The organism is Actinomycetospora sp. ABD4_176, from assembly GCF_056311855.1.
In genome coordinates this window covers 3,229,229-3,251,594 of the sequence record NZ_CM149974.1, presented here as the reverse complement: position 1 = coordinate 3,251,594, position 22,366 = coordinate 3,229,229, and the positions used below count along the sequence as shown (strand labels likewise).

21 protein-coding genes are annotated in these 22,366 nt (G+C 75.9%); 14 read left to right on the top strand and 7 right to left on the bottom strand.

The annotated features are described in order from the left end of the window. Nucleotides 1-23 precede the first annotated feature (23 nt). On the top strand, nucleotides 24-1,883 hold the full coding sequence (locus ACYX4T_RS15690; RefSeq protein ID WP_476010226.1) for a diol dehydratase reactivase subunit alpha: 1,860 nt from the start codon (nucleotides 24-26) through the stop codon (nucleotides 1,881-1,883). Next, complete coding sequence (locus ACYX4T_RS15685; protein ID WP_476010225.1) at nucleotides 1,880-2,314, top strand: glycerol dehydratase reactivase beta/small subunit family protein; 435 nt, start codon at nucleotides 1,880-1,882, stop codon at nucleotides 2,312-2,314. Before ACYX4T_RS15690 ends, ACYX4T_RS15685 begins: the two co-directional genes overlap by 4 nt. On the opposite strand, the gene ACYX4T_RS15680 is transcribed toward ACYX4T_RS15685, so the two are convergent. Then, entirely contained in the window at nucleotides 2,304-3,272 is a 969-nt protein-coding gene (locus tag ACYX4T_RS15680; protein ID WP_476010224.1) for a patatin-like phospholipase family protein, read from the bottom strand. The genes ACYX4T_RS15685 and ACYX4T_RS15680 overlap by 11 nt on opposite strands. Nucleotides 3,273-3,349: 77 nt before the next feature. On the opposite strand from ACYX4T_RS15680, the gene ACYX4T_RS15675 reads away from it, so the two are divergent. From ACYX4T_RS15675 to ACYX4T_RS15660, 4 genes are all read left to right on the top strand, one after another. Next, on the top strand, nucleotides 3,350-5,104 hold the full coding sequence (locus tag ACYX4T_RS15675) for a CocE/NonD family hydrolase (protein ID WP_476010223.1): 1,755 nt from the start codon (nucleotides 3,350-3,352) through the stop codon (nucleotides 5,102-5,104). 339 nt (nucleotides 5,105-5,443) lie between these two features. After that, nucleotides 5,444-6,316 (top strand): alpha/beta fold hydrolase, encoded by an 873-nt coding sequence (locus tag ACYX4T_RS15670; protein ID WP_476010222.1) that lies wholly within the window; start codon nucleotides 5,444-5,446, stop codon nucleotides 6,314-6,316. Between the two features lie 178 nt (nucleotides 6,317-6,494). Continuing rightward, nucleotides 6,495-7,286, top strand: coding sequence for a SigB/SigF/SigG family RNA polymerase sigma factor (locus ACYX4T_RS15665; protein WP_476010221.1), 792 nt, complete (start codon nucleotides 6,495-6,497; stop codon nucleotides 7,284-7,286). Nucleotides 7,287-7,389: 103 nt separating this feature from the next. Continuing rightward, nucleotides 7,390-8,937, top strand: coding sequence for an FAD-dependent oxidoreductase (locus ACYX4T_RS15660; protein WP_476010220.1), 1,548 nt, complete (start codon nucleotides 7,390-7,392; stop codon nucleotides 8,935-8,937). Nucleotides 8,938-9,378: 441 nt separating this feature from the next. Here ACYX4T_RS15660 and ACYX4T_RS15655 read toward each other — a convergent pair whose 3' ends face one another. Continuing rightward, entirely contained in the window at nucleotides 9,379-10,611 is a 1,233-nt protein-coding gene (locus tag ACYX4T_RS15655; RefSeq protein ID WP_476010219.1) for an FUSC family protein, read from the bottom strand. A 212-nt stretch (nucleotides 10,612-10,823) separates the two neighbouring features. On the opposite strand from ACYX4T_RS15655, the gene ACYX4T_RS15650 reads away from it, so the two are divergent. The 3 genes from ACYX4T_RS15650 (at nucleotide 10,824) to ACYX4T_RS15640 (ending at nucleotide 13,321) form a co-directional block, all read left to right on the top strand. Then, the gene (locus ACYX4T_RS15650; protein WP_476010218.1) at nucleotides 10,824-12,008 is read left to right on the top strand and encodes a hypothetical protein; all 1,185 of its coding nucleotides are present in this window, start codon (nucleotides 10,824-10,826) and stop codon (nucleotides 12,006-12,008) included. A gap of 34 nt (nucleotides 12,009-12,042) precedes the next feature. Next, on the top strand, nucleotides 12,043-12,366 hold the full coding sequence (locus ACYX4T_RS15645; protein WP_476010217.1) for a YrhK family protein: 324 nt from the start codon (nucleotides 12,043-12,045) through the stop codon (nucleotides 12,364-12,366). 82 nt (nucleotides 12,367-12,448) lie between these two features. Beyond that, entirely contained in the window at nucleotides 12,449-13,321 is an 873-nt protein-coding gene (locus tag ACYX4T_RS15640) for a DUF1206 domain-containing protein (RefSeq protein ID WP_476010216.1), read from the top strand. Between the two features lie 16 nt (nucleotides 13,322-13,337). Here the strand turns inward: ACYX4T_RS15640 and ACYX4T_RS15635 are convergent, their stop codons facing one another. The 3 genes from ACYX4T_RS15635 to ACYX4T_RS15625 form a co-directional block, all read right to left on the bottom strand. Next, on the bottom strand, nucleotides 13,338-14,348 hold the full coding sequence (locus tag ACYX4T_RS15635) for an acyl-CoA desaturase (RefSeq protein ID WP_476010215.1): 1,011 nt from the start codon (nucleotides 14,346-14,348) through the stop codon (nucleotides 13,338-13,340). 189 nt (nucleotides 14,349-14,537) lie between these two features. Next, the gene (locus ACYX4T_RS15630) at nucleotides 14,538-14,828 is read right to left on the bottom strand and encodes a hypothetical protein (RefSeq protein ID WP_476010214.1); all 291 of its coding nucleotides are present in this window, start codon (nucleotides 14,826-14,828) and stop codon (nucleotides 14,538-14,540) included. Nucleotides 14,829-14,907: 79 nt separating this feature from the next. Beyond that, a complete protein-coding gene (locus tag ACYX4T_RS15625) occupies nucleotides 14,908-15,807 on the bottom strand; it encodes a Rieske (2Fe-2S) protein (protein WP_476010213.1) in 900 nt (299 codons plus the stop codon). Nucleotides 15,808-15,899: 92 nt separating this feature from the next. Between ACYX4T_RS15625 and ACYX4T_RS15620 the strand changes: the two genes are divergently transcribed. Beyond that, nucleotides 15,900-16,184: a DUF6343 family protein gene (locus ACYX4T_RS15620; RefSeq protein ID WP_476010212.1), complete on the top strand. Its 285-nt coding sequence runs from the start codon at nucleotides 15,900-15,902 to the stop codon at nucleotides 16,182-16,184. Here the strand turns inward: ACYX4T_RS15620 and ACYX4T_RS15615 are convergent. Then, nucleotides 16,154-17,209 carry an esterase/lipase family protein gene (locus tag ACYX4T_RS15615; protein WP_476010211.1) on the bottom strand — a complete coding sequence of 352 codons (1,056 nt, stop codon included), beginning with the start codon at nucleotides 17,207-17,209 and terminating at the stop codon, nucleotides 16,154-16,156. The genes ACYX4T_RS15620 and ACYX4T_RS15615 overlap by 31 nt on opposite strands. 129 nt (nucleotides 17,210-17,338) lie before the next feature. After that, nucleotides 17,339-18,193 (bottom strand): IclR family transcriptional regulator, encoded by an 855-nt coding sequence (locus ACYX4T_RS15610; RefSeq protein ID WP_476010210.1) that lies wholly within the window; start codon nucleotides 18,191-18,193, stop codon nucleotides 17,339-17,341. 62 nt (nucleotides 18,194-18,255) lie between these two features. Between ACYX4T_RS15610 and pcaH the strand changes: the two genes are divergently transcribed. From pcaH to ACYX4T_RS15590, 4 genes are all read left to right on the top strand, one after another. Beyond that, nucleotides 18,256-19,014 (top strand): protocatechuate 3,4-dioxygenase subunit beta, encoded by a 759-nt coding sequence (gene pcaH, locus ACYX4T_RS15605; RefSeq protein ID WP_476010209.1) that lies wholly within the window; start codon nucleotides 18,256-18,258, stop codon nucleotides 19,012-19,014. Beyond that, a complete protein-coding gene (gene pcaG, locus ACYX4T_RS15600; protein ID WP_476010208.1) occupies nucleotides 19,014-19,622 on the top strand; it encodes a protocatechuate 3,4-dioxygenase subunit alpha in 609 nt (202 codons plus the stop codon). Before pcaH ends, pcaG begins: the two co-directional genes overlap by 1 nt. Beyond that, a complete protein-coding gene (locus ACYX4T_RS15595; RefSeq protein ID WP_476010207.1) occupies nucleotides 19,619-20,812 on the top strand; it encodes a 4-hydroxybenzoate 3-monooxygenase in 1,194 nt (397 codons plus the stop codon). Before pcaG ends, ACYX4T_RS15595 begins: the two co-directional genes overlap by 4 nt. A 173-nt stretch (nucleotides 20,813-20,985) precedes the next feature. After that, the gene (locus ACYX4T_RS15590; protein WP_476010206.1) at nucleotides 20,986-22,362 is read left to right on the top strand and encodes a glycosyltransferase; all 1,377 of its coding nucleotides are present in this window, start codon (nucleotides 20,986-20,988) and stop codon (nucleotides 22,360-22,362) included. Nucleotides 22,363-22,366: the final 4 nt, after the last annotated feature.

Genomic DNA, 22,366 nt, shown 5'->3' with positions numbered 1-22,366 from the left:
CGTCGGAGCGAGAGAGGACAGGCGTGTCGCTGGTCATCGGCGTCGACATCGGCAACTCCACGACCGAGGCGTGCATCGCGGAGGTCGGGGCGGGGGAGGTCCGGCGGCTCGCGTCCTCGCTCACCGCGACGACCGGGGTGAAGGGGACGCCGGCGAACACCCAGGGCGCCGTCACGGCCGTGCGGCGTGCCCTCGAGGCCGCGGGGCGACCGGCGGACGCGCTGGCGACCGTGCTGCTCAACGAGGCCACGCCGGTGATCAGCGGGCTCGCGATGGAGACGATCACCGAGACGATCATCACCGAGTCCACGATGATCGGGCACAACCCCGACACCCCGGGCGGCGAGGGCCTGGGCGTCGGCATGACCGTGACGCTCGCCGAGGCGGCCGAGGTCGAGGAGGACACGCCGGTCGTCGTCGTGGTCGGCGCGGGCGAGGACTTCGACGACGTCGCGCACCGCATCAACCGGGCCCTCGAGCGCGGCGTGGACGTCGTCGCCGCGGTGATGCACGGCGACGACGCGGTGCTCGTCGTCAACCGGCTGGCGCGCCGCATCCCCGTGGTCGACGAGGTGTCGGCGGTCGACCGGGTGCCGCTGGGGATGCTCGCGGCGGTCGAGGTCGCGCCGCCCGGGCGGACGATCCGGACGCTCTCGGACTCCTACGGGCTCGCGTCGACCTTCGACCTCGACGCCGAGCAGACCCGCCAGGTGTCCCCGGTGGCGCGGGCGCTGTCGGGCAACCGCTCGGCGGTGGTCGTGCGCACGCCCGCCGGCGACGTCACCGACCGGCGCATCCCCGTCGGCACGCTGACGCTGTCGGGGTCCGGGCGCACGCTCGACGTCGGCGTCGACGGCGGCGCCGACGCGATCATGGAGGCGATCGGGCGCGTCGCACCCCTGTCCGACGTGCACGGCGAGGCCGGCACGCACGTCGGCGGCATGCTCGCGAACGTCCGCGACACCATGACCGACGTGACCGGCCAGCCGGCCTCGGAGATCCAGATCCGCGACGTCCTCGCCGTCGACACCCTGGTCCCGGCGACGGTGACCGGCGGGCTCGCGGGCGAGGTGTCGCAGGAGAACGCGGTCGCGCTCGCGGCCATGGTGCGCACCAGCCGCAGCCGCATGCAGGCGGTGGCCGACGCGCTGTCCTCCGAGCTCGGCTGCTCGACGATCATCGGCGGCGTCGAGGGCGAGGTCGCGGTGCGCGGCGCGCTGACGACGCCGGGCAGCGCGGTGCCGATCGCGATCATCGACATGGGCGGCGGGTCCACCGACGCGGCGCTGCTCGACCGCGACGGCGCGGTGTCGGCGGTGCACGTGGCGGGCGCGGGCGAGCTCGTCACGAAGCTCATCGACTCCGAGCTGGGCCTGGACGACCGCGAGGCCGCGGAGTCGGTCAAGCGCCACCCGCTGGCCAAGGTCGAGAGCTTCTTCCACGTCCGCCACGAGGACGGCACGGTGCAGTTCTTCACCGAGCCGCTGCCGCCGCACGTGTTCGCGAAGGTCGTCACCGTGACGCCGGAGGGGCTCGCGGCGGTGCCGGTGAAAGGCTCGCTGGAGTCGGTGCGGCGGGTGCGGCGCGAGGCCAAGCGGCGGGTGTTCGTGGTCAACGCGCTGCGGGCGCTCGCGCAGGTGGCCCCGCAGGGCTCGCTGCGCCTGCTCGGCTCGGTGGTGCTGCTCGGCGGCTCGGCGCTGGACTTCGAGATTCCGGCCATGGTCGCCGACGCGCTCGCGCCCTACGGCGTGGTCTGCGGGATCGGCAACGTGCACGGCACCGAGGGCCCGCGCAACGCGGTGGCCGCCGGGCTCGTCGACGCCCACGCGGGCACGGCCGCCGGCCCGGCGCCCGAGAAGCTCCAGCGGCAGGCGGCCTCATGAGCCGGGGCTCCCCGCTCTCGGGCGTCGCGGCCTCCGGCGGGCCGGGCTGCCACGGCCGGCTCGACCGTCCTCTCTCGAGCCGTGATCTGGCCGACCCCGCGATGCCGCCGGCCGTGCTCGTCGTGGCCCACGAGCACGCGCCGCCGGCGGTGGTGCGCGAGGTGTGCGCCGGGGCGGAGGAGCAGGGGGTGCCGACGGCGCTGCTCGACCCGCCGCGGAGCGACCGGCTGGGCCCGTTCGCGGCGCGCGAGTCCCGGCTCGAGGTCGGGGTGGGGATCGCCGCCGACGGCGCGGTCGCCGTCCACCACGTCCTCGTGCCCGAGGCGGTCCTGACCCTCGACGCGGGCGCGCCCGCCGCGGACCTGCGCGTCGTCGGGGCGGACGCGGCGCGGATCGTCGCCGGGCTGCCGCTGCGCAGTCTCAGGCCGTAGAGCGCTGGTCCTCGTCGAGGTCGAGGGCCTCGCGCAGAGCCGCCTGCCCCGTCTCGATGCCGCGACGCAGGACGTCCGGGTCGGTCTCGAGCGGGTTGATCGTGTCCGAGCCCGCCGGCGGGCGGACCTCGAAGAGGAACGGGCCCTCGTCGGCGGGCGAGGCGGTGGCGTGGGCGAGGCGGGAGTCGTCGGCGCGCCGGTTCTCCAGCCGGTTGCCGATCACGTGGACCAGGCCCGGGACGTTCACCGCGCCCAGGCGCGAGACCAGCGCCTTCTCCAGGCGCGTCGCGTCGATGGCGGTCTGGTCGGCGCGGCGGGTGCGCAGCACGAGCACGTGCGTGGCGCCCTGGTGCAGCGCGGTGTGGAACGGGATCGGCTCGGCGACGGCGGCGTCGACGTAGCGGCGCCCCTCGATCTCGACCGGCAGGCCGGCGAGCAGCGGCACGGCGGCGCTCGCGCGCAGGGCCAGCTGCAGCGAGGCCTTGTCGACGATCGTGTCCGCGAGGTCGACGGCCTCGCCGGTCTCGACGTCGGTGGCGACCGGGTGCAGCGGGACCTCGGCGTCGAGCACCTGCTGCCAGTCGAGCGGGACGACCTCCTCGCCGACGGTGTGGATGAGGTACTCGACGTCGACGACCGGCTGGCCGCGCAGCCCCCGCCCCGGCCGGGTCACGCGCTCCATGAGCCCGGGCCGGTACCAGCCCGCGGCGCAGTGCGCGGCCTGCGCGCCGGCGAGCCAGCTGCCCGCGAGCGCGCCGGCCGACGAGCCGTAGATGTCGTCGAAGCACTCGGCGAGTCCGAGCTCCTCGAGCGCCAGCACCATGCCGCTGGAGTAGGTCGCCCGGCTGCCGCCGCCCTCGACCGCGAGCGCGACCCGGTGAGGGTCGCGACGGTTGCTCGGGCACGTGCCCTCGGCGCGGCGGGCGGCCAGGACGTCCAGGACGGGGTGGGCGCGCACCGGAGCATCATGCCCGCTTCACCCGCCCGCGTCCGTTCGGGCTACGTGAGCACTTTCCCGGGCTATAGCCCGGGAAAGTGCTCACGTGCGGGACCGGCACCGCCGGGCGCCGTTCGACGCGGATCGGCGAGACTCGACGGCGTGAGCCTCGTGACCGGGATCCTGCGCCGGGCCCTGCGCCTGCCCCCGCCGCGCACGTCGCGGGTGTCGGTGGACCGCGACGTCGCGGTGCCGATGCCCGACGGGGCGGTGCTGCGCCACGACCACCACCGCCCGGCCGGGGTGCACCGGGGCCCGGTCGTCCTCGTCCGCAGCCCCTACGGGCGTGCCGGCTGGATCGGCACGGTGTTCGGGGGCCTCGTCGCGGAGCGCGGGCTGCAGGTCGTGGTGCAGTCGGTGCGCGGGACCGCCGGCTCCGGCGGGCGGCTCGCGCCGTTCGACGAGGCCGACGACGGCCGCGCGACCGTCGCCTGGGTGCTCGACCAGCCCTGGTCCGACGGCCGGCTCGCGACGCTCGGCCCGAGCTACCTCGGGCTGACCCAGTGGGCCCTCGCGCCCGCCGCGGGCCGTTCCCTCAAGGCCATGGGCACCCTGGTGACCGCGTCGTCGTTCCGCGACCAGACCTACGCCGGCGGCGCGTTCTCGCTGGACAACGCGCTGTCGTGGACCTCGATGATGCGTACGGCCGCCGCCGGCGGCCTCGCCCGCGTCACGGGGATGCTCCGCGGCCGCAAGAAATCCTCGAGGCCCTGGACGCCCTGCCGCTGCGCACCGGCGACGTGCGCGCCACCGGCGGGGAGGTCGACTGGTACCAGGACTGGCTGCGCGAGACCGACCCCGGCTCGGCCTACTGGGCGCGCCGCGACCACACCGGCGACGTGGCCGCGGTGGCCCGCGCCGAGGTCGCGGTGACGATGCTCGGCGGCTTCCAGGACATCTTCCTGCCCTGGCAGCTCGCCGACCACGCCGCGCTGCGTGCCGCCGGCGGCCGCCCGCGCCTGGTGCTCGGGCCGTGGGTGCACACCTCCGGCCCGGGCCTCGCGGCCGGGCTGCGCGAGGCCCTGGCCGCCTTCGAGCGCGCCTTCGACGGCAGCCACGGCGGCGGGAGCGTCGCGGCGGCCACCACCGAGGAGGCCCCGGTCACCGTGACGCTCTCGGGCGACGGCGGCACCCGCCACCTCACCGACTGGCCGCCGCCGCACGCCTCGCAGCGGACCTGGTTCCTGCGCGCCGACCACTCGCTGTCGGTGCAGCCCCCGCCCGACCGCACCGACGGCGCGGTGCGCTGGCCCGGCACGTTCGTCGACTACGACCCCGCCGACCCCACACCCGCGGTCGGCGGCCCGATCCTCACCGGCAGGTCCGGGCCCCGCGACCAGGCTCCGCTCGAGTCGCGCGCCGACGTCGCCGTGTTCACCTCCGACGTGCTCGCCGAGGACCTCGTGGCCCTCGGACCGGTGTCGGCCACCGTGCACCTGCGCGCCGGGGTCGAGCACCTCGACGTGTTCGTGCGGGTCTGCGACGTCGACCCCCGCGGGCGCTCGATCAACGTCACCGACGGCCTCGTCCGCCTCGCCCCCGGGGCGCCCGCCACGGCCGCCGACGGCACCCGCGCGGTGACCGTCGACCTGTGGCCCACCGGCCACCGGTTCGCCGCCGGCCACCGCCTGCGCCTGCAGCTCTCCGGCGGCGCGCACCCCCGCTTCGCCCGCCACCCGGGCACCGGTGACCCCCTCGGCGAGGCGACGACGCTCCTGCGCCAGCCCCGCGAGGTGCTCCACGACGCCGGCCACCCCACGTCGGTGACCCTGGCGGTGGAAGCCCGCCACTGAGCGTCGGCGAGCGGCGATTCGCCGAGCGGTCGCATGGGCCGGGTCACACCGCCCGCCGGGTGCTCGCCGCCCTTGGCCGACGTCACGCCCCGACGAGGTGGAGACGGCGTCGCCGATGCCGATCCTGGAGCCATGGCCGTCCTGCCCTCCCTGCTGCCCGTGACGGCGGCCGGCGTGGCGACCGACACCGCGAGGACGGGGTCGGCACCCGCACCGGCCGCCCCACCAGCACCGTCACCGGCGCCGTCACCAGCACCCGGACCAGCGCCATCGCCCACGTCCCCATCGCCCACGTCCCCCGCGGCACCCCCGGCGGCGCGCCCGCGCCCCGTCCACGGGGTGCGGACCAGCGACGGCGTGCCGCTGCACGTCGAGATCCGCGGCCACCAGGGACCGGTCGTGGTGCTCAGCCACGGGTTCACCGTGGACTCGGACGAGTGGGCGCCGCAGATCGCGGCCCTGGCGCACCGCGCCCGGGTCGTCACCTGGGACCAGCGCGGGCACGGCCGCTCCGGGTGGGGTGACCCCGCCCACGCCACCGTCGACCAGCTCGGCCGCGACCTCGCCGCGGTCGTCGAGGCCGTCGCCCCGTACGGCCGGGTCGTGCTCGGCGGGCACTCGATGGGCGGCATGACCGTCCTCGCGCTCGCCCGCCAGCACCCCGAGTGGTTCGGGACGCGGGTCGCGGGCGTGTTCCTCGTCGCGACCTCGGCCGGCGACCTGTTCTCCGACGGCCCGCTCGGTGTCCTGCACACCGCGGCCCGGCGCGCCGGCGTGCTCCCGGCGGTCCTCCAGGGCGCGCGCCTGGCCGCCCCGCTCGCCGAGCAGCTGCCGTGGCGGGACTCCCTGCTCGGACGCTGGTTCGTCCGGCACATGGCGTTCACCAAGGACGCGAGCGACGAGGAGGTGCGCCGGCTGCAGGCGGTCACCGAGAGCGTGCCGCTGTCGATCACCTCGGCGTTCTCGTCGTCGCTGCTCGCCCACGACGAGAGCGCCGCTCTCCCGGCGCTGGCGCGCGTCCCGACGACCGTCGTCGCGGCCACCGGCGACCGCCTCACCCCGGCCGCCCACGGACGTCGCATCGCCGAGGAGCTCGGGCCGAAGGCGCGGCTGGTGGTGGTCGAGGGTGCGGGTCACGCCGTCAACCAGACCCACCACGCGGTCGTCGACGCGGCCCTGTTGGACCTGGTCGACGGGCTCCGGCACCGGTGAGCGGAACTGCTCGTAGCCGGCCGTGAGCGGAGAGGTGTGGGTCCGGCCCGCACGGGGCACTCAGCTCGTCACGAAGGAAGTCCGGTTCAGACACCAGCCGGGTCAGCTCACGTTCAACGAGCCCCCGCCTGGTCCGTCGAGACGGTCCGGTGCCCGGGGCCCCATCCGGGGGTGACCGATGGCCGGCCGCAGCAGTGATTACGACGAGTACGTGCCCCTCCTCGAGGAGTACGCCTCCCTCACCGACGACGACCCACGACGCGAGAGCGTCCGCGAGAAACTGGTCGTGGGCTTCCTGCCCGTCGCCCGCAACATCGCCCGCCGCTTCGCGCGGCGCGGCGAGCCCACCGACGACCTCGAGCAGGTGGCCTCGCTGGGCCTCCTCCACGCGCTCGAGCGCTTCGACCCGGGGCGCGAGCGCGACTTCCTGTCGTACGCGGTGCCGACGATCATGGGGGAGGTGCGGCGGCACTTCCGCGACTCGGCCTGGTCGGTCCGCACGCCGCGCAGCGTCAAGGACCGCTACGTCGCCGTCGGCTCGGCGACCGCCTCGCTCTCGCAGCGGTTCGGCCGGGCGCCGACGGCCGCCGAGCTCGCCGAGCACCTGGGCATGAGCCGCGACGACGTCGCCGAGGCCGTCGCCGCGCACGGCTCCTACCAGCCCGCGTCGCTCGACGAGTCGCTCGGCGACGGCGACGACTCCGCCCTCGTCGACATCCTCGGGGTCCTCGACGGCGAGCTGGACCGCGTCGAGGTCCGCACGCTCGTCGGCTCGCTGGTCCGCGACCTGCCCGAGCGGGAGCGCACGATGCTCGCCCTGCGCTTCGTCCACGAGAAGACGCAGGCCGAGATCGCGGCGGTGCTGTGCATCTCGCAGATGCACGTCTCACGCCTGCTGTCCCGCACGCTCGCCGCGCTGCGCGAGCAGATCGAGCGCGAGATGGGCGCCGACCAGCTCGTCGCGGTCTGACCGCCCTGAGGCCCCCGCATGTGAGCACTTTCCTGCCCTATAGAGCAGGAAAGTGCTCACATACCGCCGTTTGCCGTCCCGGCGGGCCGGACACCTCGTCCCCATGCGGCCACCACTCCCCGCGCACGAGATCTCCGCGTGGCACGACCCCGAGCACGCCGAGGAGCCCGACACCTACCCGCGCCTCGACGGGGACCGCCGGGTCGACGTCGCCGTGGTCGGCGCCGGGATCACCGGCCTGACGACGGCGGTGCTGCTCGCCCGCGAGGGGCTGCACGTCGCGCTGCTCGAGGCGCGCCGCATCGGAGCCGTCGCCAGTGGCAACACGACCGCGAAGATCTCGCTGCTGCAGGGCACGCGGACGGCGACCCTCGACCGGCGCCACGACCACGACACCGTCGAGGCCTACCTGGCCGCGCACCGCGCCGGGTTCGACTGGCTGCTCGACCGGGCCCGGCGCGCCGACTGCGACCTCGAGCACCGCGACGCCGTCACGTTCTCGACCGCCGGGCGCTCCTCCGCCGGCGCCGACGCCGTGCGTCACGAGGCGTCGGTGCTGCGCCGCGCCGGGCTCCCCGCGGAGCTGGGGACCGACGTCGGCCTGCCGTTCGCGGTCTCCGAGGCCGTGACGCTTGCCGACCAGGCCCAGTTCGACCCCATGCCCTACCTCGCCGACCTGGCCCAGGAGCTGCACGAGGGCGGCCACCTGGTCTGCGAGGGCACCCTGGTGCGCAGCACCTCCCTGCTCGGCGCCCCGCGGCTGCGCACCGACCACGGCGAGGTCCGCGCCGAGCGGGTCGTGGTCGCCACCGGCATCCCGGTGCTCGACCGCGGCCTGTACTTCGCCCGCGTCGAGCCCAGCCGCTCGTACGCGCAGGCGGTCCGCGTCGACGGGCCGCTGCCCGAGGCCATGTATCTGTCGGTCGACGAGCCGACGGTGTCGCTGCGCACCGCCGAGATCGAGGGCGAGCGCCTCCTGCTCACCGGCGGCTTCGGCCACCGCGTCGGGGCGAGCACGCCGACGTCGTCGCACGAGCGGTCGCTCGCCGACTGGGCCGCCGCCCACTTCCCGGTCCGCGCGATCACCCACCGCTGGTCGGCGCAGGACTACCTGCCCGAGGACGGCCTGCCCTTCGTCGGCCCGATGCGCTGGCAGCCGCGCATCCTCGTCGCGACCGGGTTCGCGAAGTGGGGCATGACCGGCGGCACCGCGGCCGCGCTGGCCCTGCGCGACCACGTCGTCGGGCGCGCCAACCCGTGGATGGGCGCGCTGCGCGCCGACCGTGCCCCGGCCGCGTCGGCGCTGCCGAGCCTGGCGCGGGCGAACACCGAGGTCGGCCGCTACCTCGCCACCGGCTGGGCCCGCCCGCACCTGCCCACGTCCGAACCGCTGCGCGAGGGCGAGGGGCGGGTGGAGACGACGACGCGCGGCAAGATCGCCCGCTGCCGCGTCGGCGGCGTCCTGCACGAGCGCGGCGCGGTCTGCCCGCACCTCGGCGGCATCGTCGCGTGGAACGACGCGGCCCAGAGCTGGGACTGCCCGCTGCACGGCTCCCGCTTCGCGCCCGAGGGCGACGTCCTCGAGGGCCCCGCCACCGCCGGCCTCGCCTCCCCGCCCGGCCTCGCCCGCGTCGTGGCGCCCCGCGGCTGAGGGATCCACGAGCGATGCGGCATTCCTGGCGTTCATCGCCAGGATCGCCACATCCTCACCGGCGCGACACGCCGTGCGAGTCAGACGACGCGCCGCCGGACGCGTCGGGGCCACTCGTCGCGCGGCATCCGCATCTGCGGCGGGCGGCGTCGGGTGACGGCCCGGCACCGGTCGCGGCCCGGGTCCTGCCCCACGTCGACGCCCCGGGCCTCGGCCTCCCGCCATGGTTCCACCGACCTGCTGAGCATCCCGTCCGCCTCCTCGACTCTGTGGAGCTCCCGACGCTAGGTAGCCGCCGACGAGGGGGGAGTGGGGCGGACCCGAGCCCGGACCCCACCTCGCCGGGGGAGACCCTGCTCGCGGCGTGTCGCGGGACCGAGGATGTGGCGATCCTGGCGATGAGCGCCAGGAATGCCGCATCGCTCGTGCCGCCCCCAGCCCTCACTCGTCGGGGGCCGGGGCCTCGTTGGGGCGGGTGGGGCGGCGGCCGGTGAGGTCGACGACCGCGCGCTGGGCGGCGTTGAGCAGCGCGCCCTCGACGCTCCAGCCGGTCCGGACCTCGCCGGACGCGCCGGGCAGGCGCCGGGCCGCGTCCCGGTGCACCGCGCTCATGAGCTCGAGCGCCGCCGAGCCGGGCGGGTGGCGGTCGGCCCGGGGCGAGAGCGAGCCCGGGTCGTTGCGGATCTCCTCGAGCGCCTCGGCGAGGTGGTCGAGCAGGTCGGCGAACGACCCGACGAACAGCGGGTCGAGGCCCGGCTCGTCCGGCTCCTCGGCGGACCCGTCCCGGTCCTGCTCCTCCGCCGCCTCGACGACCGCCTCGCACAGGTCGACCACGTGCCCCGCGACCTCGACCACCGCGTCGGCGGCGGGCCCGAGGACCGCAACGGGCTCGGGGCTCTGCCGGCGGGCGCGCAGCGGGTTGAGGCGCAGGCTCTCGCGCGCCCACGCCACGCTGTCCCGGGCCCGGCGCGCCTCGGCGTCGAGTCCGCGGGCGCGGTGCAGCCAGTCGTGGACGAGGTCCTCGCGCGGTTCCTGGTCCTCGCGCAGCGACGCGGCGACGCCGCGCAACAGGTCGGCGAGCCGGGCGGTCACACCGGTCAGCGCCGCGCTCGCGTCCCGCTGGTAGACCGGCGGCAGCACCAGCATGTTGACGACGACGCCGATCGCGGCCCCGAGCGCGATCTCGACCAGCCGCACCAGCGCGTCGACCGGCGAGCTCGCCGCCGGGCCCGCCTGCGCGACGACGATCAGCGCCGTCACCGCCACCCAGTCGCCCTGCTCCCCGAACACGCGCAGCCGCCCGAGCAGCAGGCCGACGAGGACGACGAGGACGAGCCCGACGACGACCTGGCCGGTCGCCAGCGTCGCCACCAGCGCGAGCACCACGCCCGTCGCCACGACCGCGAGCTGCTGGCCGGCGTCGCGCACCGACCGGTACACGGTCACCTGCACCACGAGGAACACCGCTGCGTAGGGCGCGAGGAACGGCTGGGGCGCCTCCAGCACCCAGCGGGCCAGCAGCCAGGCGGCGCCCGCCGCCGCGGCGGCCTTGACGGCCTGGATGACGGCCTCCCGCTCCGGTCCGCTCGCCTGCGCGGCCCGCGCGAGGAACCGCGGCGGGCGCAGGAGCTGACGGCGTGCCCGGCGGGCGAGCGTGCGCACAGAGGGCCGCATGGAGCACGGTGTGCCCACCCGCGCCGCCGGCGTGAACGACCCGTGCGCCGGACGGCACCGGGCGGGCTGGTGCGGACGGCGCAGCAGCACCCCGGGCCGGCGGACCCGTGACCGGCGCGGCTCGCCGCGTCGTGCGTGCGCCCGGGGTCGGCGTGGGGCACGGTGTGCCCACCCGCGCCGCCGGCGCGCACGATCCGCGACGAGGTGCCCGCATGTCCCAGGGTCCCGACGATCCCGCCGAGGAGGAGCTCCCCACCTCCCTCGAGGACGCCGCCGACCTGCTCTACGGGGTCGGGCGCGAGGAGTTCATCGGGGTCCGGGACGCGATGGTCAAGGAGGTCCGCCAGGCCGGGGACCGCGAGCTGGCCAAGGACGTCGCTGCGCTGCGCAAGCCCTCGGTCGCCGCGTGGGTCGCCAACCGGCTCGCCCGCGAGTACCCCGACGAGGTCGAGGCGCTCGAGGAGCTGGGCTCCTCGTTGCGCGAGGCCCAGTCCAAGCTCGAGGGCGACGCGCTGCGCCAGCTCTCCCGCCAGCGTCACGGGCTCATCAACGCGCTGGTGGACCGTGGCCGGCGCATCGCCCGCGAGGAGGCCGTGCGCCTCGGCGACCAGTCGGTCCGGGAGCTCGAGCGCACCATCGGCGCCGCCCTCGCCGACCCTGCGGCCGCCCGCGCCCTGGCCGGCGGGCAGCTCGCGGGCGGTATGGAGGCGGGCCCGGGGCTGGGTGACGGCGGGATCAGCGCGGCGCTCGGCGGCCCGGCCTCCGGCGCCCGGCCCGCCCGCCGCGACCGGCCCAGCCGACCCGACCGTCGTGACCCGCACCGCCGCCCCGACCGCCGTCCGAGCCGCCCGCAGCGCCCCCGCCCGCCGGCCGAGGAGGACGACGACACCGACCTCGACACCGACACCGACCTCGACACCGACACCGATCTCGACACCGACACCGATCTCGACGACGGCGCCGCCGACATCCGCGACGACCAGGAGACCCGCGAGCGCGAGGAGCGCCGGCGCGCCGAGCAGGAGCGCGAGCGCGCCGAGCAGGAGGAGCGCGAGCGCCGGCGCCGGGAGGAACGGGAGCGCCGCGAGCGGGAGGAGCGTGAGCGCGCGGAGAAGTCCGCGCGCGAGGCCCGGGAGCGCGCCGACGAGCTCGCCGAGCAGGCGCGGGAGGCGTCCGAGGCCGCCGACGCCGCCACGCAGGAGGCCGAGGACGCCGACGCCACCGTCAGCGACCTGCGCGCCCGGCTCAACGCCGCCGAGGACGCCCGCCGCGCCGCGTGGGACCGCTCCGACACCGCCGCCCGCGAGCGCGACACCCGCCGTCGCGAGGCCGACCGGGCCCGCGAGGACGCCGACACCGCCGAGCGCCACGCCCGCGCGCTCGGGGTACACACCTGACGCGGCTCGCCGAGACGCGGCAGGCTGCGCGTCCATGAGCGCACGCACGCCGAGCAGCAGCGACACCCCGGGCGGGCACCTGCCGCCGCTGGTCTACCGGATCGGCCGCGAGGAACTGGTCATCCGCCGCCGCTACGAGGTGGTGTCCATCGTCAACGACATCCTCATCGGCCTGTGGTTCCTCGTCGGCAGCATCCTGTTCTTCTCCGAGTCGACCACGTACGTCGGCACCTGGTTCTTCGTCATCGGCAGCGTCGAGCTCCTGATCCGGCCGGTCATCCGGTTCTCCCGCCGGGTGCACCTGCAGCGCGTGCCGCAGGCCCCGGGCATGCCGACCGACTTCGGGCCCGACTACTGAGCGACACCGCGGGTCCCGTGAGCCCCGTGAGCACCGTCGCAGCGGGGTTTCGCCGGGGGGTGGGTCCGGCGACCTGGCGGGGATGACGACGCCGGAGAGGGTCGAGGGGGTCGGGGAGGCCGCCGGTCACGCCGTGCACGAGGCGGCGGACCGGGCCGTGCACGGCGGCGGCGACGCGCCCAGCCGGCTCGTGGAGCTCCTCGGACGGGCGGGACTCGTGGCCTACGGCGTGGTGCACCTGCTCGTCGCCGGGCTGGGGCTGCGGCTGGCGCTCGGCCAGGCGTCCGAGGTGGACCAGCAGGGCGCGGTGTCGGCCGTGGCGGCCGTCGGCCTTCCCGGCGTCCTGCTGCTCGTCCTGTTCGTCGCGGGACTCGCGGCGTTCGCGCTCTGGCAGGTCACGGCCGCCGTCGCCGGCTTCCGCTGGGTGTCGGGCGGGGAGCGCTTCCGCAAGCGCGTCGGCGCGGCGGCCAAGGCGGTCGCCGTGCTCGCCGTCGCCGTCGTCGCGGCCCGCACCGTGCTCGGCGACCCCGAGGAGGGCCGCGCGGGCCCGCAGAAGCTCGTCGTGTGGCTGCTGGGGCTGCCGCTCGGGTGGCTCCTGGTCGCCGCGATCGCGGTCACGGTCGTGGCGATCGCGGGCACGATGGTCTACACCGGCGCCGCCCGCACGTTCCTGGGCGACCTCGTCGACGACGTGCCGGGCTGGGCCCGCCGCGCCGCCGTCGTGCTCGGGGCGGCCGGCAACCTCGCCCGCGCCGTCGCGTTCGGGGCGGTCGGGGTGCTCTTCGGCGTGGCCGCGATCAACGCCGACCCCGCCCGCGTGGGCGGCCTCGACCGGGCGCTGCGGGTGCTCGTGAGCCAGTGGCAGGGCGTCACGCCCCTCGTCGCGATCTCGCTGGGGCTCGCCGCGTTCGGGGCCTACTGCTTCCTCGACGCCCGCTACCGACGCGCCTACTGACGCTGGTCGGGGTCGCTCACGCCGCGGCGCGCGCCGCCAGCCGGTCGAGGCGCCGGGCCGTCGGCCACTTGACGTGCGTGGCCCAGCCGAGCTTCTCGAACAGCCAGATCGTCCGCGCCGAGATGTCGAGCTGGCCGCGGCCGACCCCGTGGCGCGCCGAGGTCGGGTCGGCGTGGTGCAGGTTGTGCCACGACTCGCCCATGCTGGGGATCGCGAGCAGCCAGACGTTGGTCGACCGGTCGCGCCGGCCCCACGGGCGCTCGCCGACGAGGTGGCAGATCGAGTTCGTCGACCAGGCGACGTGGTGAGTGAGGCCGACGCGGACGAGGCTCGCCCAGAAGAACGCGGTGAGCGCGCCCCACCACGACCACGTCACGAGCCCGCCGATCAGCGGCGGCGCGCCCAGGCTGACCATCGTCAGCGGCGTGAACCAGCGGTGCACCGCCCGCATGTCCCGGTCCTCGAGGAGGTCCGGGGTGAAGCGCTTCTGGTTGGTCAGCGAGCGGTCGAAGAGCCAGCCCATGTGCGCGTGCCAGAAGCCGCGCACCAGCGCCGCCGGCGACGTCCCGAACGCCCACGGCGAGTGCGGGTCGCCCTCCTTGTCGGCGAAGGCGTGGTGGCGGCGGTGGTCGGCGACCCAGTGCCGGATCGGGCCCTGCACGGCCATGCTGCCCGCCACGCCGAGGGCGATCCGCAGGCCGCGGGCGGCGCGGAAGGCGCCGTGGGTGAAGTAGCGGTGGAACCCGACCGTGACGCCCAGCATCGTCAGCACGTAGAAGCCGGCGGTCAGGCCGACGTCGAGCCACGTCAGCCCCCAGCCCCACGCCAGCGGTACGGCCGCGACGAGCGCGACGAACGGGACGAACGCGAAGAGGTAGACCATGACGTGCGGGGCGATGTGCCGCTCGTGGTCGGAGAGGTCGTCCTGCCGGGTCGGCTCGGCCGGGGCGGTGACGGCGGGCCGGAGGGGCTCGGCGGGGTCGACGGACGGGGGGTCGGCAGGCGGGGAAGCCGGACCGGACGTCATGCGGGGATGCTCCCGGGGGGCGGGCGGTCCTGGGCGACGGGCTCGTCGACCAGAGTGGTGGTTGCCTTCTCCACCACCCTGACACGGCGCTCGGACGCTCCGCGCTCCGGGCGCGGGCGGCCCGACGAGGTTCGCCCGGCGGTCGCCGCGCGCTCACCCGGACGACGCACCGCCGTGACGGCGCAAACCTCATCGGCTCCCGGCGGTCGTGGCCGGGGCCGTGAGGTCGGACTCCTCGTGCAGCTCGGTGAACACCGGCGGCGCCATGTCCCCGCCCGAGGCCATGTCCTTCTCGGTCTCGGCGCGGAACCGGGCGAGCGCGTCGTCGTCCGGGAAGGTGAGCAGGACCACCACGCGATCGTCGTCGGCACGGAAGACGCGGGCGCTCTCGCACTCGCGGGCGCCGTCGGCCTCGGCGAAGGCCTGGCGGAAGTGGTCGAAGCCGTCGGTGGGGAAGTCGGCGAGGGCGTGCACGGTCATCGGGCTTTCCTCCCAGGAGGGCGTGCGGAACCGGACCGGCGTCGGGTGCCCGACGCCGGTCCCGGCGCACGTGTGACGCTCAGCTCGCGGGCACGGCCTCGTAGCCGGTGACCGCCAGCTCGAGGCGCCCGCCCCGCACCCGCGTGCGGAACGTCGGCTGCGGCGCGGTGGCCGGGCCGTGGACGACCGAGCCGTCGTCGAGCCGGAAGACGCTGCCGTGCCAGGGGCACACGACGCACTCGTCGCCGTCACGGCCGTCGGCGCCATCGGTGCTGGTCAGCCGGCCCTCGTGGAGCGGTGCCGACGCGTGGGCGCAGCGGTCGGCGAGGGCCTTCACGACGTCGCCGCGGCGCACGACCAGCACCCCGACGTCGCCGACGATGCGGCGCGTCGGCTCGCCCTCGGGCAGCTCGGCGACGGTGCCGACGTCGGTCCAGTCGCCGGGGCCGATGTGGGGGTAGCCCTCGGCGTGGTTCGCGCCCATCGCCTGGTGGTAGGCCATGTGGCCGCCCAGGGTGGCGCCGGCGATGCCGACGGCCAGCGCGGCCCAGCCCCACAGCGCGCCGCGCAGGCTGCGCCCGCGGGCCCGCGCGGCGAGCGAGGCCACGTAGCCGGCGAGCATCACGCCGTTCGCGGCCGCGTGGACGACGCCCACGCGCTGCTGCTCCTCGTGGCCGTCGGCGTAGTCGGCCCACCCCGCCGCGGCCGTCGGCACCGCGGAGACCAGACCCACCGCGATGAGTGCGGCGGCCGGGCGGCGGGTGCGCGGGACGGCATCGAGCAGCCCGGCGGAGGCGAAGCTGCCGATCGAGAGCTGGGCGAGCACCGGGTGCAGGGGGTGGCCGAGCCACACGCCGTGCAGCGCGTCCTTGACCTGCTGGTTCGTGAGGACCTGGTGGACCGCGTCCCGCAGCGGCGCCGCGACCTTGTCGAGGGCGGGGGTCTTCGCGAGGCGGTCGATGTCGTCGAACGGGCGCATGGGGGTCCTCCCGGACGGTGGTGGTGCCCGGGTTTCGCCGATCACGGCCCCCGGGCAAACCCCACGACTCGACGACCGGACGGAGGAGCACCGTGGCCGACCGGAGCGGACGCACCCGCGAGGACTACGCCCGAGGACTGCCCGACTACCACGACCCGACCGCCGGCTTCGGCGGCGCGGCCCCGACCTACAGCGCGCTGACCTTCCGCGCGGTGCTCGCGGCCTTCGGGCTGCTGAGCTCGATCGCGGGCGTGGTGATCTTCCTCGTCGTCCTCTACCTGCCCTGGGCGGCGATCGCGTTCGGGGTGGTCGCGCTCATCTGCCTGGTGGACCTGGCGTGGGTGCTCTACCGCAAGGCCCGGGGCGAGCCGGGCTGATCCGGGTCGGCGAGCGTGTAGGGCGCGAGCTCCGGCTCGGCCAGGACGTGCGGGTAGGGCGCGACCTGCGCGCCGATGCCCGCGGTGTAGGACGCGAGGCGCGCCGGGAACGTCACCGGGTCGACGCCCTCGTGGAACGGCTGCAGGCACACGGCGCGGTCGACCCGTGACGCGCGTGCCGGGCCGTCGTGGTCGAGCGCGTCGACGACCAGCGCGTACGCGACCGCGTCGAACGACCCCATCGACAGGTGCTCGGCGACGTGACCGGGGCAGACGTCGAAGGTCGAGATGTTGGCCCGCCGCCCCGCGCCCGTCGTGAGCTGTGAGCTCGGTCGCGGACCGACGTTGGGCACCACGACCTCGTCGGTCGGCGTCCACATCTGGGTGTAGTCGATGCCCGCGAACGTCTCGGTGCGCGAGTTCAGGGCGGTGGTGAACGCCGAGAGCGTCTGCTGCTGCCAGAACGCCGGCGCGCACCCGGCGGCGGCACACACCGGATAGGCGTCGAGCGTGCCGTGGTTGGACGGGTCGATGCCGACGACCTCGCCGACCTGCTCGCGGGTGTCCGGCCAGAACCGCAGCGCCCACCGGCCGATCATGCCGCCCTGGCTGAAGCCGACGATCGCCACGCGCTGCCCGCTGCGCTCGTGCATCGTCCGGATCGCCGCGACGACGTACTCGGCGGAGACCTGGATGTCGCTCATGGCGTGGTCGGGCAGGGTGACGGTGCAGTACGGCCGCCCGGCGGCGCGGAAGGCGCGCTCGTCGTTCCAGGAGAAGTTCTCCTCGGCGGTGAGCGTCGTTCCGGGGATCAGCAGGACCGGCGGGCGGGAGGCGCCGTCGACGTCGGCGGTGCAGTCGAGCGCCTCGGCGAGGTCGCTCCCGGCGACCTGCAGCGCCGGACCCGGACGGTCCAGCGGCGCGTACTCCCGCGCCGGCTGGGGGATCGGCAGGGGCAGCTGCGGCCGGGCGTCGGCGACCGCCGGGCCCGCGAGTCCGAGGACGGCGGCCAGCACGGCGGCCACGACCGTGAGACCCCCGACACCCGCACTCCAGCGCGCGTCGCGCCCCATCGCGATCCTCCCGTCGCGGGCCCACGACCACACGGCCGGATCGGGACACCCGGACGGCCCAACGACGCGGGCCGGCGCGGGTCACGCGCCGCGGTCGGCTCCGGACGGGGGTGACGTGGCGGCGGCCGCCAGCGGGCTGACGACACCCGCGGGGCGCCGGCGGGCCGACGGCGCGCCGAGGGCCCGGGAGATCCCGCGGGCGGCGGCGCGCACGGCCGGGACGATCGCGCGCGGCTCGGCGCCCGCGCTCGGCACCACCACCGACAGCGACGCCACGACCCGGTCGTCCTCGCCGCGCACCGGGGCCGCCACCGACAGGGAGAGCAGGTCGACCATCCCGTCGCACACCGCCACGCCCTCGCGGCGCACGGCGGCGAGGCAGCGTCGCAGCTCGTGCGCGTCCGTGACCGTGCGCGGGGTCAGCGCGGTCATCGGGGCCGCGAGCACCTCCTCCTGCAGCGGGGGCGGGGCGTGCGCGAGCAGGACCTGGCCGACCCCGGTGGCGTGCAGCGGCATCCGCCCGCCGACGCGACTGAACACCCGCACGGCCTCGGGGTGGGCGAGCCGCTCGACGTAGACGACCTCGTGCCCGTCGCGCACCGCGAGCTGCACGTTCTGCCGCGTCGCCTCGTAGAGGTCCTCGAGGTAGGGCATGGCGCGTTCCCGCAGGCCCAGGCTGCGCGGGGCGAGCGCGCCGACCTCCCAGAGCCGCAGGCCGATCCGGTAGCGCCCGTCCTCGCCCCGCTCCAGCGCGCCCCAGGAGGCGAGCTCGCCGACGAGCCGGTGGGCGGTCGAGAGCGGCAGGCCCGCGGTCCGCGCGATGCCCGAGAGCGTCAGCGCCTCGGCCCCCGGACCGAACGCGGAGAGGATGGCGAGCACGCGGCCGGTCACCGACGGCCCCGCGGACTTCTCGTGGGCGCCCTGCGCTGGGCTCACCTCTGGCTCCTTCCGGTGGCCGGAAGCTCGATTCTGGCACGGCCTCGCCAGCAGGCACCCTGATGCGGGTGAGCGCATCCCAGGAGCCCGCGACCCAGCGGGAGGTGTCCGCCGAGATCGCGACCGCGGCCGGCGTGCCACCGCGAGCCGACGGCCACCCCGAGCGGGCCTACGGGCCGTACCGCAGCACGGCGCTGCGGGCCCCGCAGCAGCCCCTCGTCGTCTCGCCGCCCAGCCTCACCGAGCTCGCCGCGCCCGTCTTCGGTGTGCGCGACGTGGCGCCGATCGACGCCGACCTGACCCGCCACCACACCGGGGACCCGCTCGGCGAGCGGATCATCGTGACCGGCCGCGTGCTCGACGGCGACGGGCGCCCGGTGCGCCACCAGCTCGTCGAGATCTGGCAGGCCAACGCGTCCGGGCGCTACCGCCACGAGGGCGACCAGCACCCGGCGCCGCTCGACCCGAACTTCACCGGCGGCGGCCGCGCGATCACCGACGACGACGGTCGCTACCGGTTCGTGACGATCAAGCCGGGCGCGTACCCGTGGCGCAACCACACCAACGCCTGGCGGCCGGCGCACATCCACTTCTCGCTGTTCGGCACGGCCTTCAGCCAGCGCCTCGTGACGCAGATGTACTTCCCGGGCGACCCGCTGTTCGGCTTCGACCCGATCTTCCAGTCGGTCACCGACGAGAAGGCCCAGCAGCGCCTCGTCGCCGCCTACGACCACGACGTCACCGAGCCCGAGTGGGCCCTGGGCTACCGCTGGGACATCGTGCTCGACGGCGCGCACGCCACCCCGGAGGACCGCGACTGATGCTCGAGCTCACGCCCTCCCAGACCGTCGGGCCGTTCTTCGCGTTCGGGCTGCCCGTCGACGGCGGCGGCGACGTCGTGCCGGTCGGGACGCCCGGCGCGATCACGCTGCACGGCACCGTGCGCGACGGCGCCGGCACGCCGGTGCCCGACGCCCTGCTCGAGTTCTGGCAGACCGGCCCCGACGGGCGCCTGCCGACCCGGCCGGGCTCGCTGCACCGCGACGGGCGGTCGTTCACCGGCTTCGCCCGCGTGCCCACCGACCGCGCCGGCGACTACCACCTGCGCACCCTGCGCCCGGCCGCCCCGGCCGGCTCGCCCCACGCCCCGCACCTCGCGGTGACCGTCTTCGCGCGCGGCCTGCTGCACCACCTGTTCACGCGCGTCTACTTCCCGAACCACGTCGAGGCCAACGCCGCGGACCCGCTGCTCTCGGTCCTCGACGAGGAGCGCCGCGCGACGCTGGTGGCGGTGCCCGACGGCGGTCCGACCGGACCCGGCTACCGCTTCGACGTCCGCATGCAGGGCCCCGGCGAGACGGTCTTCCTCGACCTCTCCACCCACGGCCTCGCCCAGCCCCCCGTGTCGACCGCCGAGACGCCGGCATGAGCGCCCCGGCGCGCACCCAGGTCGCGGTCGTCGGCGGCGGCCCGGCCGGGCTGATGCTGTCCCACCTGCTGCGCCTGCGCGGGGTCGACTCGGTGGTGCTCGAGTCGCGGCCGCGGGAGCGCGTCGAGACCCGCCAGCGCGCCGGCATCCTCGAGCACGGCACGGTCGACGCGCTGCGCGAGGTCGGCGCCGACGCGCGGATGGACGAGCTCGGGCTGCCCCACGACGGCTTCGAGCTGCGGTTCGCCGGCCGCGGCGTCCGCGTCGACATGCAGGAGCTGACCGGGCACCACGTCATGATCTGGGCGCAGACCGAGGTCACGAAGGACCTCATCGCGCTGCGCCTCGACCAGGGTGAGCCGCTGCTGTTCGAGGCGGAGGTCCTGGAGGTCTCGGACGTGGAGACCGACAGTCCGTCGGTGCGGTACCGCCACGACGGCGCCGAGCACGTCCTGCACGCCGACGTCGTCGTCGGGGCCGACGGGTCGTACGGGCCGGCGCGCAAGGCGATCCCCGAGCACCTCGTGCGCCGCTTCGAGCGCGTCTACCCGTACTCGTGGCTGGGGATCCTCGCCGACGTCGCGCCCTCGTCGCACGAGCTGATCTACGCGCGCGGGCGGACCGGGTTCGCGCTGGCCTCGATGCGCTCGCCGACGGTGACGCGCGCCTACATCCAGGTCCCCAACGGCACCGACGCCGCCGACTGGGCCGACGAGGCCATCTGGGACGAGCTCTCGGCCCGCTTCGCGCTCGACGACGGGTCGTTCACGCTCGCGCGGGGCCCGATCACGGACAAGTCCGTGACGCCGATGCGCAGCATGGTGTGCGAGCCCATGCGCCACGGGCGGCTCTTCCTCGCCGGCGACGCGGCGCACATCGTGCCGCCGACCGGCGCGAAGGGCCTCAACCTCGCCGTGGCCGACGTCCGGGTGCTGGCCGAGGCGCTGGGCGAGTGGTTCGCGACCAAGGACGAGCGCCTCGTCGACGCCTACTCCGACACGGTGCTGCGCCGCGTCTGGAGGGCGTCGCACTTCTCCTGGACGATGACGACGATGCTGCACGTCGACCCCGACGGGGACCCGTTCGACGAGCAGCTCGCCCTGTCCCACCTGCACCACATCGAGTCCTCGGAGTCGGCCCGCCGCGCGCTCGCCGAGAACTACCGCGGCCTGGCGCTGGGCGCGGTCTGAGGGGGAGCGAAGGACGCCCTGGCTGCGTGGGAGGCAGCGAGGGTGACCCTCGCCCCGGCTCGGGCGCGCGCGGCCCGCGGCTCGCTCGGGGCCTCGACCGGGTCGGCGCGGCTCCCCACGGCTCCGCGCCTAGGCTGCGCCCCGACGAGGCTCGAGACCCCGGGGAGACACCGATGGGCGACCGGCTGATCTTCCAGCTGGGCACCAACAACTGGCAGCGCGACGGGGAGTTCGCCCCGGGCTCGGGCATCCTCCACGAGGCGCACCACCGCGCCTACGACGAGATCCCCGGGGTGCGCGCCTACTCGATGTATCCGTCGCGGGTGCAGCGCACGCGCGAGGGCGAGGACGACGTCCGGGTGTTCGCGCTCGACCACGACATCCCGATCTGCGAGTCGGTGTCGCCGGTCAGCAGCTACCGCTGGCATGCGATGAGCCCCGAGGAGGTCGACGCCTACCGGGCGCGGCTGGTCGCCGAGGTCACCGCGTTCGTCGACGACGTCGAGGCCACCACCGGCAGCGAGTTCGGGCTGTTCGTCGCCCACCACGCGTTCATGAACACCGTGGTGCTGCGCGACGTCAACCGGGCGCGGGTCGCCGCCGGGCGCTCGCGCGTGCCGGTGCTCTGCTTCGCCCACGGCACCGAGCTGAAGATGTACGTTCACGAGCAGCGCGGCGAGGACCCCGCCGAGTTCCCGTGGCGGTTCCTGCCGTTCGTGCAGCAGGAGAAGATCTTCGACTGGGCGGACCCCGACCACGGCGTCGACATCGTCGCCGCGATCTCCTCGGAGCAGATCGAGGCCTTCTCGGCGATCTTCCCCGAGTTCCCCCGCGAGCGGATGGTGCTCTCGCACAACGGCTACAACCAGCAGGTCTTCCACCCCTCGCCCGAGACCTGGGCCGACCGTGAGCAGGTCCTCGCGGGGTTCACCACCCAGCCGCCGCCCGGTGGCGGGCGGGGCCCGGAGCCGGTCGCGCCGGCCGGCGGGTGCGACGCCGTCGTCGCGTTCGTCGGGAAGTTCGCCGACTGGAAGCGGCTCGACGCGCTGCTCACCGCGGCCGCGTCCTACGAGCGCGGCGACCGGCGCGTGCTCACCGTGGTCGCGGGCTCGGGGCCCGTCGAGCAGCAGGTCGCGATGCACGAGCTCGTCGCCACGCTCGGGCTCGAGCGGACCTACCTGGTCGGACCGCGCCAGCAGAGCGAGCTCGCGACCCTGTTCGCCTGCGCGGACGTCGGCGTCTTCCCGTCCTACCGCGAGCCGTTCGGGCTGGTGTTCCTCGAGTGCATGGCGTGCGGGACCCCCGTCGTCGGCGCCGACTCGGGCGGGCCGCGCGACTTCGTGGTCGACGCCGTCGGGACGCTCGTGCCCGAGACCGACGACCGCGCGGCGCTCGCCGGGTCCCTCGCCGCCGCGGTGACGACCGCGCTGGACGAGGGCTGGAAGCAGAGCAAGGGGCCCGAGGCGGCGCGCTACGCGCGCGACCGGTTCAGCGTCGTCCGGCAGGTGTCGGACCTGCTCGCCGAGGTCGACCGGCTGACCGCGGGCTGACCCC

Excerpts from the sequence above, each read along its gene's own strand:
- ACYX4T_RS15685 (WP_476010225.1), top strand. The coding sequence starts at position 1,880 with ATGAGCCGGGGCTCCCCGCTCTCGGGCGTCGCGGCCTCCGGCGGGCCG.
- ACYX4T_RS15665 (WP_476010221.1), top strand. The coding sequence starts at position 6,495 with ATGGCCGGCCGCAGCAGTGATTACGACGAGTACGTGCCCCTCCTCGAG.
- ACYX4T_RS15660 (WP_476010220.1), top strand. The coding sequence starts at position 7,390 with ATGCGGCCACCACTCCCCGCGCACGAGATCTCCGCGTGGCACGACCCC.
- ACYX4T_RS15655 (WP_476010219.1), bottom strand. The coding sequence starts at position 10,611 with ATGCGGCCCTCTGTGCGCACGCTCGCCCGCCGGGCACGCCGTCAGCTC.
- ACYX4T_RS15650 (WP_476010218.1), top strand. The coding sequence starts at position 10,824 with ATGTCCCAGGGTCCCGACGATCCCGCCGAGGAGGAGCTCCCCACCTCC.
- ACYX4T_RS15645 (WP_476010217.1), top strand. The coding sequence starts at position 12,043 with ATGAGCGCACGCACGCCGAGCAGCAGCGACACCCCGGGCGGGCACCTG.
- ACYX4T_RS15640 (WP_476010216.1), top strand. The coding sequence starts at position 12,449 with ATGACGACGCCGGAGAGGGTCGAGGGGGTCGGGGAGGCCGCCGGTCAC.
- ACYX4T_RS15635 (WP_476010215.1), bottom strand. The coding sequence starts at position 14,348 with ATGACGTCCGGTCCGGCTTCCCCGCCTGCCGACCCCCCGTCCGTCGAC.
- ACYX4T_RS15630 (WP_476010214.1), bottom strand. The coding sequence starts at position 14,828 with ATGACCGTGCACGCCCTCGCCGACTTCCCCACCGACGGCTTCGACCAC.
- ACYX4T_RS15625 (WP_476010213.1), bottom strand. The coding sequence starts at position 15,807 with ATGCGCCCGTTCGACGACATCGACCGCCTCGCGAAGACCCCCGCCCTC.
- pcaH (WP_476010209.1), top strand. The coding sequence starts at position 18,256 with ATGCGGGTGAGCGCATCCCAGGAGCCCGCGACCCAGCGGGAGGTGTCC.
- pcaG (WP_476010208.1), top strand. The coding sequence starts at position 19,014 with ATGCTCGAGCTCACGCCCTCCCAGACCGTCGGGCCGTTCTTCGCGTTC.
- ACYX4T_RS15595 (WP_476010207.1), top strand. The coding sequence starts at position 19,619 with ATGAGCGCCCCGGCGCGCACCCAGGTCGCGGTCGTCGGCGGCGGCCCG.
- ACYX4T_RS15590 (WP_476010206.1), top strand. The coding sequence starts at position 20,986 with ATGGGCGACCGGCTGATCTTCCAGCTGGGCACCAACAACTGGCAGCGC.